The following is a 12,905-nucleotide window of genomic DNA, read 5'->3' on the forward strand; positions in this document are numbered from 1 at the left end:
AGAGGTCCTTTCAGAATCGATTTCCGCACACCACACAAGAGTCCCTTTGTACTCATGTGCGATTCCCCTGCCCTTGAGGGGGAGATGGCCGGCAGGCCAGAGGGGGGCGCCACGCAATGATGCGGGGGAAAAGCTTGCCCCGCGCCGCCGCGCCCTTGCTCGGCTTTGCCCGCCTTCTGCGCCGCTACGGCTTTGCCATAGCGCCGGATCAGGTCTCCAGCTTAATGCAAGCGGTGACATTGCTCGGGCCGCGCTCGATGGCCGATATCCGCGAGGCGGCGCTCGCGACGCTAGCGCCGCCGCCCGACCGCCGCGACGAATTCGAGGCGCATTTCCAGAGCCATTTCTACGGCAATACATCGGCGATGGTCGAAGGCGACGCCGACGAGGAAACCTGCATCAAGGATGATGGCGGCGCCGACGAACAACAGATCGAAGCCGACCGGCAGCAAGAAGGCGGCGAGCTGTCCTCGGCCCTGGAGCAATTGAGCCGCCGCGATTTCCAGCGCGACGATGACGGCCTTGCCGCGTTCCGCCGCAAGCTGGCGTCCGCCCTGCCCGCCCGCCGCTCCTTCCGCACCATGCGCACGCACTCGCGCGGCAAGCTCGATCTGCGCAGATCGCTCAGGGAAATCGTCAGTGCCGATGGCGACGTGCCCTCACCGCTGCTGCGCCGCCGCCAGACCGTCCCCCGAAAGCTGCTGCTGCTGATCGACGTGTCCGGCTCGATGAAGCTGCATACAGCGGATTATCTCAAACTGGCGCATGTCGCGGTGCAAGGCGCCGATCGCGCCGAAATCTTCACCCTCGGCACGCGGCTGACCCGTATCACCTCAGCACTGCGTATCCGCGACCGCGACCAGGCATTGGCCCGCGCGGCCGCCCAGGTTGACGACTGGGACGGCGGCACCCGCATGGGACCGACACTGCTCGCCTTCCTCTCAGTGCCGCGCTTTTCCGCTTTCGCGCGCGGTGCCGCGGTCGTCATCCTGTCCGACGCGCTGGAACGCGGCGACCATGGCGAGCTGGAAATGGCGATGCGCCGGCTGAGCGCCCGCGCGTTCCGGCTGTCGCTGGCAACGCCTTTGGCCGGCGACCCGCGCTTCAGGCCGGCAACGGCGGCACTTCGCGCCATCCTGCCGGTGATCGACGATCTCGTCGACGGCTCGTCGCTCAAGGGTCTAACCGATTTCATCCTGTCGCTCGCCCGCCCTGCCCCGGCGGCGACGACAATCTGGAAGAGGGTTTCGTGATGCAGAAGGTAATCGACGCACATTTTCACATCTGGCGCCAAAAGGACCAGCCCTGGCTGGTCGGACCGATGCTGCCGCGCATCTTCGGCCCCTACGAGCCAATCCGCCGCGACTATCCGATCGAGGAGTTTCTGGCCGATCAGAAGGGGTCCGGCGTCGAAAAGGCGGTCTATGTCCAGACCAACTGGGCCAGGGAGGATTTCGAGAATGAAGTCGCCTTCCTGCAGAAGACCGCTGACGAGACCGACTGGCCGCATGCCATCGTCGGCTACGCCGACATGACCGCCGACGACATCAGGCCCCAGATCGATCGCTTGAAAAAATATCCGCTGCTGCGCGGCGTGCGCATGCAACTACACTGGCACGAGACGCCGGCCTTCCGTTTTGCGGCTTCGGCGGACCAGGTCATCGACCGCAAGGTGCGGGCGAATGTAGCGCGGCTGAAGGATTATGGCTTGTCCTTCGACCTTCAGCTCTTCCCTGCTCAGATGAAGGACGGCCTGACGCTGGTCGGCGAAAACCCCGAAACGAATTTCATCCTCACCCATGCCGGCATGCTAACCGGCATGGAGCCGGAAGCCATCGAAGCCTGGAAGACCGGCCTGCGCACGCTGTCGGCCGCACCCAATCTCTACGCCAAGCTCTCCGGCCTCGGCACCTTCGTCCACCGCAACGACCCGGCGCTGATCGCCTACATCGTCGACCACGCGATCGAGATCCTGGGCGCTGACCATCTGATGTTCGGCTCGAACTTCCCGATCGAGAAGCTATGGACCAGCCACGCCGAACTGATCAAGGCGCACCGCAATGCGATCGCCAATCATGGCGCGGCGGCGGAGGCTGATATTTTCTGGAACACGGCGGAGAAGGTTTACCGGCCGGTGTGAGACGCGCGCTTCCCGCCCCACAAGTGAGAAGATAAGGTAAGCCGCCTACTTCACCTCGAACTGCGGATCGACCGGGATCTGCAGCGCCGTGACCAGATGGTTGGTCTGGCCTGCGAGCCCGATGATCGACACCAGTTCGCCATGCTGCGCGTCGGTCATGCCCTTGGCGCGAGCTGCTGCCGTGTGCGAGTGGACGCAGTAGGAGCAGCCATTGGCGGTCGACACCGCGATGTAGATCATCTCCTTGGTCAGCGGATCGATGGCGCTGTCAGCGACCATCACCACCTTCAACTGTTCCCAGATCCGCTTCAACGCCGGCGGATCGTTGGCCAGCCCACGCCAGAAATTGTTGACGAAATCGGATTTGCGCGTCGCGCGGATATCGTCGAACACGGCCTTCACCGCCGGGACTTTCTCCACCTCGGCATCGCTGAGAAGTCTTGTGGTGGCCATGGCGTGATCCTTTCGTTTCGATCGATGAACGTTAAATCAAGTTCCGAGCAAAGGCGGCTAACCAGCTTCTCTGACTCAATTTTTTGGCGCGCAATGGCCTTAACTTCGTCATCCTAGGGCGAAGCAGGAGCGAAGCTCCGTCGCGGAGACCCTGGGATCCATTCCGTGACCTCTGCCGAAGAGTGCAGCGAAGCGGAATTCTGCACCGCGGCAGCGCTACGGAGTAACGGCATGACAGGATCCTCGGGTCTGCGCCGCGTCGCTACGCTCCTTGCTTCGCCCGTGGATGACGAAGGGATGAACGTCCCAGCCAATTATCGACGTACGCACCACCCAGAGCCCTAGTGAACCGCCGCGTACATGATCTTCTCCTCGGTGGCCTCCGCCGGCGAAAACTCCTCCACAATACGCCCTTGCCTACAGACAAGAATACGGTCGGACAGGTTCATGATCTCCGGCAGGTAAGACGAGATCACCACCACGGCGAGGCCCTCGTCGGCCAGCCGATTGATGATCTGGTGGATCTCGGCGATTGCGCCGACATCGACGCCGCGCGTCGGCTCGTCGAAAATGACGATGCGCGGCTGCTGCACCAGCCCCTTGCCGATCACCACCTTCTGCTGGTTGCCGCCGGAGAGTTCGACCACACGCGCATTGTCGTTGATCGCCTTGATATTCAGCGTCCTCGTCCATTCGGCCGACAGCGCGCGCATCTCCTGCGCGTTGATCACCCACGCCTTTTCGCGGCCTGCCGCCAAAAGCCCGCCGAACAGGTTCTCGGCAATGCCCATCGTCTCGAAGATGCCTTCGCTCTTGCGGTCCTCGGTGACGTAGACGATGCCGTCGGCCACCGCTTCGCTGGGCACGAGATAGCGCACCGGCTTGTCGTCCAGTTCGATGGCGCCGCCGCGCAGGAAATCGCGCTTGTAGATGCCGGAGACGATCTTGAAGGTCTCGGTGCGGCCGGAGCCGATCAGCCCGAACACACCGGTGATCTGGCCTTCGAAGATCGAGAAGGAATTGTTGCGCACGACATTGCTCATCGAGATGTCCTGCACCGACAGCACCTTCTTGCCAGCCTTGCGCAGCTTGGACTCGTCGCGCTGGCGGTAGATCTGCCCCGACAGCGTGCGCCCGACCATGGCGGCGACGATCCTGTCACGGTCGAAGGCCGATGTGTCGTCGGTGATCACCAGTTCGCCATCGCGCAGGATAGTGATGCGGTCGGCAATCAGCAGCGCCTCTTCCAGAGCGTGGCTGATGAAGACGATCGACACGCCGCTCGCTTTCAGCCTGCGAATCAGCGCGAAGAAGTGTCGCTTCTCTTCCGGCGTCAGCGTCGCCGTCGGCTCGTCGAAGATGATGATCTCGGCATTGTGGTGCACCGCCCGTGCGATCTCGACCATCTGCCGCTTGGCCGCACCCAGCGTTGCCACCATGGCGTTCGGGTCGACCGGAAAATTCAGCGATTGCAGGAACTGCTGCGCGGAGATGTAGGTACCGCGCAGCCGGTTGAGGAACTTTTCGGTGCCGAGATAAAGGTTCTGCGCCACCGTCATCGACGGCACCAGGCTGGTTTCCTGGAACACCATGGCGATGCCGGCTTCAAGCGCGGCATGCGGCGAGGCGTAGGCGATCTCCTGGCCATGGTGGACCATCTTGCCTGATGTGGCGTCGACGACACCGGCAATGATCTTGGTCAGCGTCGATTTTCCCGCGCCGTTCTCGCCGAGCAGTGCGTGGATCTCTCCCTTGCGCAGCTCGAAGCTGACGTTCTTCACCGCCGGCACGCCGCGATAGGTCTTGGTGACGTTCTCCAGCCGAACGATCGGTTCCATCAAAAACCTCCCGACGCGAGGTCGACAGCCAGCACGCAATCGCCGCCTCTGGAGGCGATGAACAGGATGCCGTCCCTTTCCGCCACGCTGCAGATGCCGTGGCGCGTGCCGTTGGCGCGGCTGTGCAGGCTGAATTGCGGCTGCATGTCTTGGTCGAGCCTGACCACCAGCCCGTAGGAGCGGCTCGGCGACCATGGCTTGTGGATTCCCATGGTGCGGATGCCGCCACATTGCAGCGGTTCGAGAAAGCTGCGGCTGGAGGCCAGCGCGGGCGCGATCCAGTAGGCTGGCGGCACTTGGCTCAGCATGTCCTGGCGGTAGTGCTTCTCCTGCAGCACGAATTCGATCAGCCGGTTGCGCGGCGCAAACAGGGTCAGCCAGGCGCCCCCATCGGCGGAGGGCGACAGTCGCGCGGGATAGCCTGGCAGATGCGTCAGCACCGTCGAGCGGTTGCCCGTCGCGCCATCAAAGCGGACAAGCTGATGACGCCAGCTTTCACTGACCAGAACATCCCTGCCGACGGAATAGAGCCCATAGGGGAAGGCGATGTCGCCAGAGACCTTGCGGAAGCCGCCGCCTGCCGCGTCCCGCCTCCAAAGCGAACCGGACGCCCCCTTCCTCATCAGGTCGGCGGCCCATTGCGAAGGCGCGCGCTCGGCCGAGCCATTGGCCAGCCACAGCGTGCCGTCATCCGCATAGGCAAGTGCGGTGATGCAGCTGAGAGCAGCCGGCAGCGGAACCTCCTTGCCTGATATCAGCAGCTTGCCACTTTCCAGCCCCACGGTCAGTTCGCCGGATGGCGAGAGCGCCAGCGCCGTGACAGCAGACGGAAAGGTTTCGACAATTTTGGGCTCGGTTCGGGCAGCAAGCGAATAGATAGCGTTGCCGCTGGAAGCCAGCACCCTCTCACCAGAAACCAGCAGGTTGTCCGGCTCCGTCAATTCGGCAAAAGCTGGCGCATCGTCCAGCCGCGTATTGGGCCGAAAAGCGCCGTCGAGCGGCGGAATGGTCACGGCCTTGCCGCGAAACAGGTCGAGCACGGGATCAAGGATCATGACTTCGCTCCCCAGTAGGAAGCGGGGCTGGTCCAGTTCGGGTCGGCGCCAGCAACCTTGTAGCGGCCGATGCGGTTGTTGAGGATGCCGCCAACGAACAGATATCCCTTGTGCTCGCGCATCGAGGTGACCATCGGATGCGCGCCGCCCGAGAGGTCGCCCATCGCCTCGACGATGCCGCCCTTCTCAGTGAATTTCACCACGCCGCCGGTGTTGATGTTGGGGAACAGCCATTCGTCCTGCGGCAGCCGGCGCGTCATGCGCTTGCGCATATCGGGGTGGCGCAGCGACAGGTCGAAGCTCGGTGTGCGCATGCCGAGCCACGCCATCCAGTAATTGCCGTCGGAGGCACGGTTGATGTTGTCGGGATAACCAGGCATGTCGCGGATGACGCATTCGGCTGTGCCGGCCTTCGGCCCTTCCAGCCAGTAGCGATGCACGCGGCAGGCCCAGCTTTCGGCGAAGAACAGCGACTTGCCATCATGCGCCATGCACACACCATTGGTGTAGCGGTAGCCGTCGAGCAGCGTCCTGGTCGATCCGTCCTTCGGGTCGTAGACCAGCAGACGCCCGGTGGCGCGGTTCTCGATCGAGTCCAGCGCCCAATCGTGGGCATCGTAGCGCTTGGTCGAATCGGTGAAATAGATCCGCCCGTCCGGCGCGATGTCGCAGTCGTTGGGATCGCGCAACCGCGCATCGTCAACGATCGAAGTCCACGAGCGCGATGTTTCCGCTGACAGGCGTTTGACCTCCCGATCGGGCGAGACCGAATAAAGCCCCATGGCGCCGACGCAGCTGATCAGATTGCCCGATTTGTCGAAGGCGAGGCCGAGCGGGAATCCACCGATGTGAGCGAATACTTCCGATTTGACATAGTCCGGCGCGAAGAAGCGGACGATCTCGCCGTGGCGCGTACCGCAATAGAGGTTGTCGTCGCGGTCGAGGATGACGTCTTCCGGCCCCTCCAACTCGCCAAGCCCGATATGGTCGGCGGCCGACAGCCGGTTGTCGAGCTCGTATGATGTGCCGGAGCCGGGCGCCGCCGACTGCGTTTTGCCCATCTTGAGATAGACCGGCGCGACATAGACCTCGTTCAGCACCTTGTGGCGGTTCTTCAGCCAACGGATGTCGATCGTCACCGCCACCGCCAGCATGATGCCAAGCACCATCTGGTTCGTGCCGGTGCCATAGCCCATCCGGATCAGCCCATTGGTCATGGTCAGCACGATGATCGCGCCCATCAGCCCCTTGATCACCGAGCCGCGCCCGCCGCCAAGGCTGACGCCGCCGACCACCGCCGCTGTCAGCGCCATGATCTCGAGGTTGAGGCCTGTGCCCGGCCCTGCCCCACTCAGCCGGCAGGCGATGAGGAAACCACCAATCGAGGCACAGAAGCCCGAGAAGACATAGGTCATGAACACGGTGCGGCGCACGCGGATGCCGGCATTGTGCGCCGAGCGCCTGGAGCCGCCGACCGCCAGCACGTGCCAGCCAGGCCGCGACCGCGTCAACGCAATATGGGTGACGATCGCCAGGATGATCGCCAGCCACACCGAGACGGAGAGCCCCCAGAAGGTGCTGTCGCCGATGAAGTCGAGCACATCCGAAGTGGCGGTCGAGAGCTGCACATCGGCGGCGTAGGTGGTGACCAGGATGTCGAACAGCGCCCGGCCGAAGATGAAGGTGACCAGCGTGGTGAGAAAGGCGCGCAGCCTGAGGTAGCCGACGAGATAGCCGTTGATGGCGCCGAAGACGAGTCCGGTGGCGACCGACGCGGCCAGCGCCAGCCAGATCGACTGTTCGAGGATGAAGAAGACATAAACGGCGGAGAAGCAGGACAGCGCGAAGATCGAGCCGACCGACAGGTCGATGCCGCCGCCCAGCATCACCACGGTCATGCCGGTGACCACCATCGAGAATTCACCGAGCTGGCGGGTCGATTCCTGCAGCGCCGTCAGCTTGAAGAAGCCGGGAATGATCGAGCCGAAGGTTGCCAGCGTCACCACGAGCGCCAGGAACGGAATGGCGTTGTCGGTCCAGCGTTTGGTCAGGATCTCGCCGACGACATGGTCGGGCACGAGATTGTAGCGCCAGGACTGGAGGCGTTCGCGAAAGGACATCAGGTCACTGCAGCAAGAGAAGGAGGTGGCCGGGCAATCCGGCCACCTCGTTGATCGGTGTTGGAGAGTAAGGCCTTATTTCGCCGCCGCTTGCGCCTGCAGCGCCTTCAGGTCCCAGCAGCTGTCTGGCTTGAGGTCGGCCTTGGTGGTCGCCTTTTCCAGCGTGTAGATGTAGGTGTGTGAGGTGCCGGCCGGTTGGCCGCTCTGCAGCAGGAACTTGATGATCGCGTTCATGTCGCCGGACTGGCGGGCAAGTTCGGTCATCACCACGGCGCCATAGGTGCCGTCCTGCAGCTTGTCGCAATCGGCCGCCTTCTCGCCGCCGCCGGTGGTGACCAGGAACACCTTGCCGTCGAGCTTGGCGTCGCGGATCGCGGCGGACGCGCCGGTGGCGTCACCATCCCAGAAGTCGATGATCGAGCAGATATCCGGGTTCTGCTGCAGCATCGTCGTCGTCACGTTGCGCGAGGTCGTCGCATCCCAGTTGGAATCGGGCTTCGCCACCACCTTGAAGTCGGGATGCTTGTCCAGCACCTTCATGATGCCGGCATACTGATAAAGGCTGGAGGAGTTCGCCTGGTCGCCCTGCACGAGGCCGATCTTCTTCGACGAATTTTCGCCGCAGCCCTTGATCGCCGCTTCGGCCTCGAGCTGGCCAAGCCGGTCCCAGTCGCTGCCGACAAAGGCGTCGGCCGGGAAGTTGGCGGGATTGTCGACCAGGATCACGTAGGTGCCGGCGGCCTGCGCCTTCTTCATCAGCTTGGAATAGGAGTTCAGGTCCGGTGCATGGATGATCAGCACGTCCGGCCTGGTGTCCGACGAGATGGCGTCGGTGATCGCCTGCGCGCCGGCATCGACCACCCAATTCGGGTCGCGCGTTTCGAACACGCCGCCCCAGGCTTCGACCTCGGTCTTCAGGTAGTGCGCCCAACCCTGCGCCAGGTCGAAGCCCATCGCCAGCGGCACCAGCATGACACGCTTGCCCTTGAGTGCCTGCGCGTAAGCCGCTGGGCCGGGATCGTCGGCGGCGAAGGTTGGCGCCACGAAGGCGGTGACGGCGAGTGCCGTGGCGGCGGCCATCAATGTCCTGATGAATTTCATGTCAGATCCTCTCGTTTCGATTTTCATTGCCGGCCGATCGGGATGGATCGGACCGGGTACCCCTAAATGTCGCCCTGTTGAGCGGTCTGCTCGTCACGTGGATTGATGATGCCGTCGACGATGATCGCCCCCAGCAGGATCGCCGCCTTGATCAGGTTCTGGTAGAGCAGCGGAATGTCGATGATGGTCATGGCGTTGAGCAGGATGCCGATCAGCGCCGCACCGACCAGCACGTTGCGCACCCCGCCCCGCCCGCCGGACAAGCCGATGCCGCCGATCACCGCCACGAGCACGATGTCGTAGAGCAGCGTCGAATTGACGATGCGGGTGTTGATCGAGTGCAGGCTGGCCGCCGTCAGCAGGCCGGCGATCAGGGCCACGAAGGCGGAAAGCACATAGCGCAGCATCAGCATCGGCCGCACCGGAATGCCGATGTTGCGGGCCGCCACCGGATTGTCGCCGGCGAAATAGATGTAACGACCCCATTTGGTGTAGCGCAGGAACAGGAAGAACAGGAACGCGAGGCCGACGAAGATGAACACCTCGATCGGAATATCGAGAAAGCGCAGGCCGCCGAGCAGTTCGACCCAGTGGCCCTGCGGCACCGGCACGGCGTCCTGCGTGATCAGTTGCGAGCGCACATAGCCGAAGACGAAAGAGCCGGTCGCCAGCGTCACGAAGATCGCCGGTACATCGGCATAGGCAACGAGAAAACCGTTGAGCAGGCCGATGGCCAGCACACCGGCCAGGACATAGGCGAAGGCCAGCCCGTCCGGCATGCCCGAATTCAGCAGTTGCAGATACCAGGCGACCGACATCGCCATGATCGCCACGGCGGAGAGGTCGATGCCGCGCCCGATGATGACGACGGCCATGCCGAGCGCGAGGATGCCGAGCACCGACACCGAGCGGACGATGGCGACAAGATTGTTGGGGTCGACGAAGCCCGGCAGGCCTATCGCCGCGGCAACGAACAGCACCACCGCGATTGCAAAGACAATGCCTTCCTGATTAAGGCTCCTGAAATTCGGCCAGCCGATCGTGTTCATGTCTGCGTTTGCCCCGATGGCAGTGCTGCCATCCCTGGGAAGAAAGCTAATCGGCCCGGCGCCGGTTCGTCAAATGAATCCGCGTTCAGAACCTGGGCTGGCAGTGATATTCACCGAGTGGACGCATCGATTGCCGAAGCTGGCGCAATCCATGGAAAACCCTGCATTTTTGGCAATCGGTTCCGCCATCACGGCCACCGGTGAAAGAACCACTTCAACACGAAAGCGCAAGGCGGAATTTATCTCCGCATGAGGTGGAAAAATTCGATGTCAATTTCCCGGCGTATGCCCGGAGACCTCGGCGCCCGCACCCGCCGGCAGAGCGAGAAAACGCAACGCCGCCACCAGCCCAATGGCGCCGATCACCAGGAAGGCGATTCGAAAATCCACAAGGTCGAGCGCCGGCCTGTCCCTGGCGATCTGCGACAAGTTGAGGACCGCCGCCGCCACCGCCACGCCGAACAGCATCGCCACCTGCTGCAGCATCGAGGACAGTGTCGCCGCCGAGCTACGCTGCGCCGCATCGATATCGGCGAAGGCCAGCGTGTTGAGTGCGGTGAACTGCATCGAGCGCGACAGACCGGCGATCAGCATCAGCGCCACCACCAGCGCCTGCGGCGTCTGCGGCGAGATTGCCGCGCTGGCCATGATCGCCGCCGAGGCGATCAGGCCGTTGACGACCAGCACCGAACGAAAGCCGAAGCGGCGCAGCGTCGGCGTCGTCACAGTCTTCATGCCGAGATTGCCGAGGAAATAGGCCAAGATCATCATGCCGGCATCGACGGGGCTGAGGCCAAAGCCGACCTGGAACAGCAACGGCAGCAGGAATGGCGTGGCGTTGATCGCCACCCGGAAGATGGTGCCGGCGGCCAGCGTCGAGATGGCGAAGGTCAGCACCTTGAACGACGAGAGATCGAGCAGCGGATGCGGCGCGCGCCTGAGATGGCACACCGCCAGCCAGCCGATGACGATCCCGGCAGCGATCAGCGCTACGGTCGGCAGAACACCGTCTTCCGGATGCGCGATGCGCTCGAGGCCGTAGAGCAGCAAAGCGAGCCCGGCCGATGTCAGCACGAAGCCCGGCCAGTCCAGCGGTTTGGGGTCTGCTTCGCGGTCGCCCGGAATGAAGCGGGCGACCAGCGCCAGCCCGATCACGCCGAGCGGGATGTTGATGAAGAAGTTCCAGTGCCAGGACAGATAGGTCGTGATGAAGCCGCCGAGCACCGGCCCGACCACCGGCGCAAACAGCGCCGGCCAGGTGATCAGCGCGGTGGCGTTGAGCAGCTCGGACTTCGATGCATTGCGCAAGACGAGAATGCGCCCGACCGGCGTCATCAGCGCGCTGCCCAGCCCTTGCACGACACGCGCGGCGACGAATTGGCTCAGGTCTTGAGAGAAGCCGCAGGCGAGCGAGGCCAATGTGAACAGGATAATCGCCAGCAGGAAGATGTTGCGTGCGCCGAACCGGTCGGCGAGCCAGCCCGACAGCGGCACGAACACCGCCATGGTCAGCATATAGGCGGTGATGCCGATGCTCATCGCCACCGCCGGCACGCCGAACGACGCGCCCATCTGCGGCAGCGAGGTCGAGATGATGGTCGAATCCAGCAGCTGCATGAAGAAGGCGATGGCGACGATCAACGCCACGCGCCGCGCATTGGTGGCCGTTTCGGGTAAGGTCTCGGTCTCGGGAATGGCAGTCATGACGGAAGCGGTTTGAACAGCATTTGTTAGCAGCGTCCAGGCACAGCGCAACAAACTTTCGTGTCGCGCCGCGCAAAAGCGAGGGCCAGACGGTGTTCGAGCCGCATGTCCATCTCGAGCCAATGCTCGGCATCGACGCCGAGATGCGCTACGCGGCGCTCGCCAGCGGAAGTTGGCAGACGGACTTAGCTCCGGCCGACCTTGTCCAGGAACAGGCGTAGCTCGGCCGGGTCCATGTGCACGACATGCCTGTCTTCGGGATAGGCCAGGCTGTTGACGTCGGCGACATATTCCGAGAACGCGGCGATGCGCTCGGCCTGCAAGCGATCATATTCGGCGGCGAAATTGCGATAGACCTTGGAGTGACGAGGCATGTGGCCACGGTTCTGTCCGAGAATATCGTCGGCGAACAGATATTGCGCGTCGCAGCCGGTGCCCGCCCCCATCGACAGCATGATCAACGATGTTCGTTCCGAGATCGCCTTGGCCACCTCGACAGGCACGACCTCGATCTCGGCGCCGATGGCGCCGGCGGCCTCCAGCTGCTTTACCGCTTCGAATATCTGGATGGCGGTGTCGGCGGTCTTGCCGACCGCTTTGAAGCCGCCGGTCCAGGTCGCGCGGGAAGGAATGAGGCCGACATGGCCGATCACCGGAATGGCATCGTCCGCCATCCGCTTGATCGTGGCGTAACCGGCGCTGCAATAGACCGCGTCGGCGCTGGCCTTGTAGAGCCGAAAGGCCCAGCGCACGAAATCGTCCGCCGTGCCGATCTCGTAGAAATTCTCGCCGGGCATTGTGAACAGGCTGGGCGCCGCATCGCGGTATTGCGGGTTGAGCACCAGTTCGGGCGGTACCGAGACGATGTCGACCCCTGCCCGCTCGGCGGCCTCGGCCTCGTCCATCGTCAGCACGCGTAGCATGGTCAGCTGGCGCTTGCCCTTCATGGCGCGCAGGTCGGCGACGGTCGGTCTTTTTCGGCTCATCGAAAGGGGTCCCCTCTGTTACATGGTGCGGCAGGTCAGCCGATCTCGATCATAACCTTGCCAGCTTCGATGCGCACTGGATAGGTCTTGAGATTGACGCACACCGGCGCGCCTTTGGCGACACCTGTCTTGTAGTTGAAGCGGCCATTGTGCTTGGGGCATTCGATGATGTCGTCCATCACCAGCCCGTCGGCCAAATGTGCCTTCTNGGTTGACGCAGACCGGCGCGCCCCTGGCCGCGCCCGTCTTGTAGTTGAAGCGGCCATTGTGCTTGGGGCATTCGATGATGTCGTCCATCACCAGCCCGTCGGCCAAATGTGCCTTCTCATGCGTGCAATAGCCGTCGGTGGCGAAGTACTCGTCATCCGGGCTGGCGAAAGTGCGTCCGCCGTGGTCGAAGCGGATGACGTCCTCTTCCTCGACATCATCGACGGCGCACGCTTCAACCCAGTCGGCCAT

11 protein-coding genes and 2 pseudogenes are annotated in these 12,905 nt (G+C 63.3%); 3 read left to right on the top strand and 10 right to left on the bottom strand.

The genetic code is table 11. The features are described 5' to 3' along the window. The first annotated feature begins 116 nt into the window (after window positions 1–116). Together X744_RS149165 and X744_RS149160 are read left to right on the top strand one after the other, a co-directional pair. The gene (locus tag X744_RS149165; RefSeq protein WP_023760973.1) at window positions 117–1,253 is read left to right on the top strand and encodes a VWA domain-containing protein; all 1,137 of its coding nucleotides are present in this window, start codon (window positions 117–119) and stop codon (window positions 1,251–1,253) included. Beyond that, entirely contained in the window at window positions 1,253–2,140 is an 888-nt protein-coding gene (locus X744_RS149160) for an amidohydrolase (protein WP_023760974.1), read from the top strand. The genes X744_RS149165 and X744_RS149160 overlap by 1 nt, the downstream gene beginning before the upstream one ends. Before the next feature lie 45 nt (window positions 2,141–2,185). Here X744_RS149160 and X744_RS149155 read toward each other — a convergent pair whose 3' ends face one another. The 6 genes from X744_RS149155 to X744_RS149130 all read right to left on the bottom strand — a co-directional run bounded on the left by X744_RS149155 (window position 2,186) and on the right by X744_RS149130 (window position 9,756). Continuing rightward, window positions 2,186–2,593 carry a carboxymuconolactone decarboxylase family protein gene (locus tag X744_RS149155; protein ID WP_023760975.1) on the bottom strand — a complete coding sequence of 136 codons (408 nt, stop codon included), beginning with the start codon at window positions 2,591–2,593 and terminating at the stop codon, window positions 2,186–2,188. Window positions 2,594–2,934: 341 nt separating this feature from the next. Beyond that, window positions 2,935–4,431: a sugar ABC transporter ATP-binding protein gene (locus X744_RS149150; RefSeq protein ID WP_023760976.1), complete on the bottom strand. Its 1,497-nt coding sequence runs from the start codon at window positions 4,429–4,431 to the stop codon at window positions 2,935–2,937. After that, a complete protein-coding gene (locus X744_RS149145) occupies window positions 4,431–5,486 on the bottom strand; it encodes a hypothetical protein (RefSeq protein WP_023760977.1) in 1,056 nt (351 codons plus the stop codon). Before X744_RS149145 ends, X744_RS149150 begins: the two co-directional genes overlap by 1 nt. Then, window positions 5,483–7,606: an SMP-30/gluconolactonase/LRE family protein gene (locus X744_RS149140; protein ID WP_023760978.1), complete on the bottom strand. Its 2,124-nt coding sequence runs from the start codon at window positions 7,604–7,606 to the stop codon at window positions 5,483–5,485. The genes X744_RS149145 and X744_RS149140 overlap by 4 nt, the downstream gene beginning before the upstream one ends. A 75-nt stretch (window positions 7,607–7,681) precedes the next feature. After that, the gene (locus X744_RS149135) at window positions 7,682–8,707 is read right to left on the bottom strand and encodes a sugar ABC transporter substrate-binding protein (protein WP_023760979.1); all 1,026 of its coding nucleotides are present in this window, start codon (window positions 8,705–8,707) and stop codon (window positions 7,682–7,684) included. 62 nt (window positions 8,708–8,769) lie between these two features. Beyond that, complete coding sequence (locus tag X744_RS149130; RefSeq protein WP_023760980.1) at window positions 8,770–9,756, bottom strand: ABC transporter permease; 987 nt, start codon at window positions 9,754–9,756, stop codon at window positions 8,770–8,772. Here X744_RS149130 and X744_RS0137675 point away from each other — a divergent pair. After that, complete coding sequence (locus X744_RS0137675) at window positions 9,755–10,009, top strand: hypothetical protein (RefSeq protein ID WP_156938593.1); 255 nt, start codon at window positions 9,755–9,757, stop codon at window positions 10,007–10,009. The genes X744_RS149130 and X744_RS0137675 overlap by 2 nt on opposite strands. Before the next feature lie 17 nt (window positions 10,010–10,026). On the opposite strand, the gene X744_RS149125 is transcribed toward X744_RS0137675, so the two are convergent. The 4 genes and pseudogenes from X744_RS149125 to X744_RS0137690 all read right to left on the bottom strand — a co-directional run. Continuing rightward, complete coding sequence (locus X744_RS149125) at window positions 10,027–11,460, bottom strand: DHA2 family efflux MFS transporter permease subunit (RefSeq protein ID WP_023760981.1); 1,434 nt, start codon at window positions 11,458–11,460, stop codon at window positions 10,027–10,029. 185 nt (window positions 11,461–11,645) lie between these two features. Continuing rightward, window positions 11,646–12,446, bottom strand: a complete 801-nt coding sequence (locus X744_RS149120; RefSeq protein ID WP_023760982.1) for a 3-methyl-2-oxobutanoate hydroxymethyltransferase — start codon at window positions 12,444–12,446, stop codon at window positions 11,646–11,648. Between the two features lie 35 nt (window positions 12,447–12,481). Then, window positions 12,482–12,652, bottom strand: a pseudogene (locus X744_RS0137685) (Rieske 2Fe-2S domain-containing protein); the annotation flags it as partial. A 4-nt stretch (window positions 12,653–12,656) separates the two neighbouring features. Beyond that, window positions 12,657–12,905 (bottom strand): annotated as a pseudogene (locus tag X744_RS0137690) (MocE family 2Fe-2S type ferredoxin); the annotation flags it as partial.

Source organism: Mesorhizobium sp. LNHC252B00, from assembly GCF_000502955.1.
Lineage (GTDB): Bacteria > Pseudomonadota > Alphaproteobacteria > Rhizobiales > Rhizobiaceae > Mesorhizobium.

Bases quoted from the DNA above. Each gene is read 5' to 3' on its own strand.
- X744_RS149125 (WP_023760981.1), bottom strand. From the start codon at position 11,460: ATGACTGCCATTCCCGAGACCGAGACCTTACCCGAAACGGCCACCAAT.
- X744_RS149145 (WP_023760977.1), bottom strand. From the start codon at position 5,486: ATGATCCTTGATCCCGTGCTCGACCTGTTTCGCGGCAAGGCCGTGACC.
- X744_RS149155 (WP_023760975.1), bottom strand. From the start codon at position 2,593: ATGGCCACCACAAGACTTCTCAGCGATGCCGAGGTGGAGAAAGTCCCG.
- X744_RS149160 (WP_023760974.1), top strand. From the start codon at position 1,253: ATGCAGAAGGTAATCGACGCACATTTTCACATCTGGCGCCAAAAGGAC.
- X744_RS149165 (WP_023760973.1), top strand. From the start codon at position 117: ATGATGCGGGGGAAAAGCTTGCCCCGCGCCGCCGCGCCCTTGCTCGGC.
- X744_RS149150 (WP_023760976.1), bottom strand. From the start codon at position 4,431: ATGGAACCGATCGTTCGGCTGGAGAACGTCACCAAGACCTATCGCGGC.
- X744_RS149140 (WP_023760978.1), bottom strand. From the start codon at position 7,606: ATGTCCTTTCGCGAACGCCTCCAGTCCTGGCGCTACAATCTCGTGCCC.
- X744_RS0137675 (WP_156938593.1), top strand. From the start codon at position 9,755: ATGTCTGCGTTTGCCCCGATGGCAGTGCTGCCATCCCTGGGAAGAAAG.
- X744_RS149135 (WP_023760979.1), bottom strand. From the start codon at position 8,707: ATGAAATTCATCAGGACATTGATGGCCGCCGCCACGGCACTCGCCGTC.
- X744_RS149120 (WP_023760982.1), bottom strand. From the start codon at position 12,446: ATGAGCCGAAAAAGACCGACCGTCGCCGACCTGCGCGCCATGAAGGGC.
- X744_RS149130 (WP_023760980.1), bottom strand. From the start codon at position 9,756: ATGAACACGATCGGCTGGCCGAATTTCAGGAGCCTTAATCAGGAAGGC.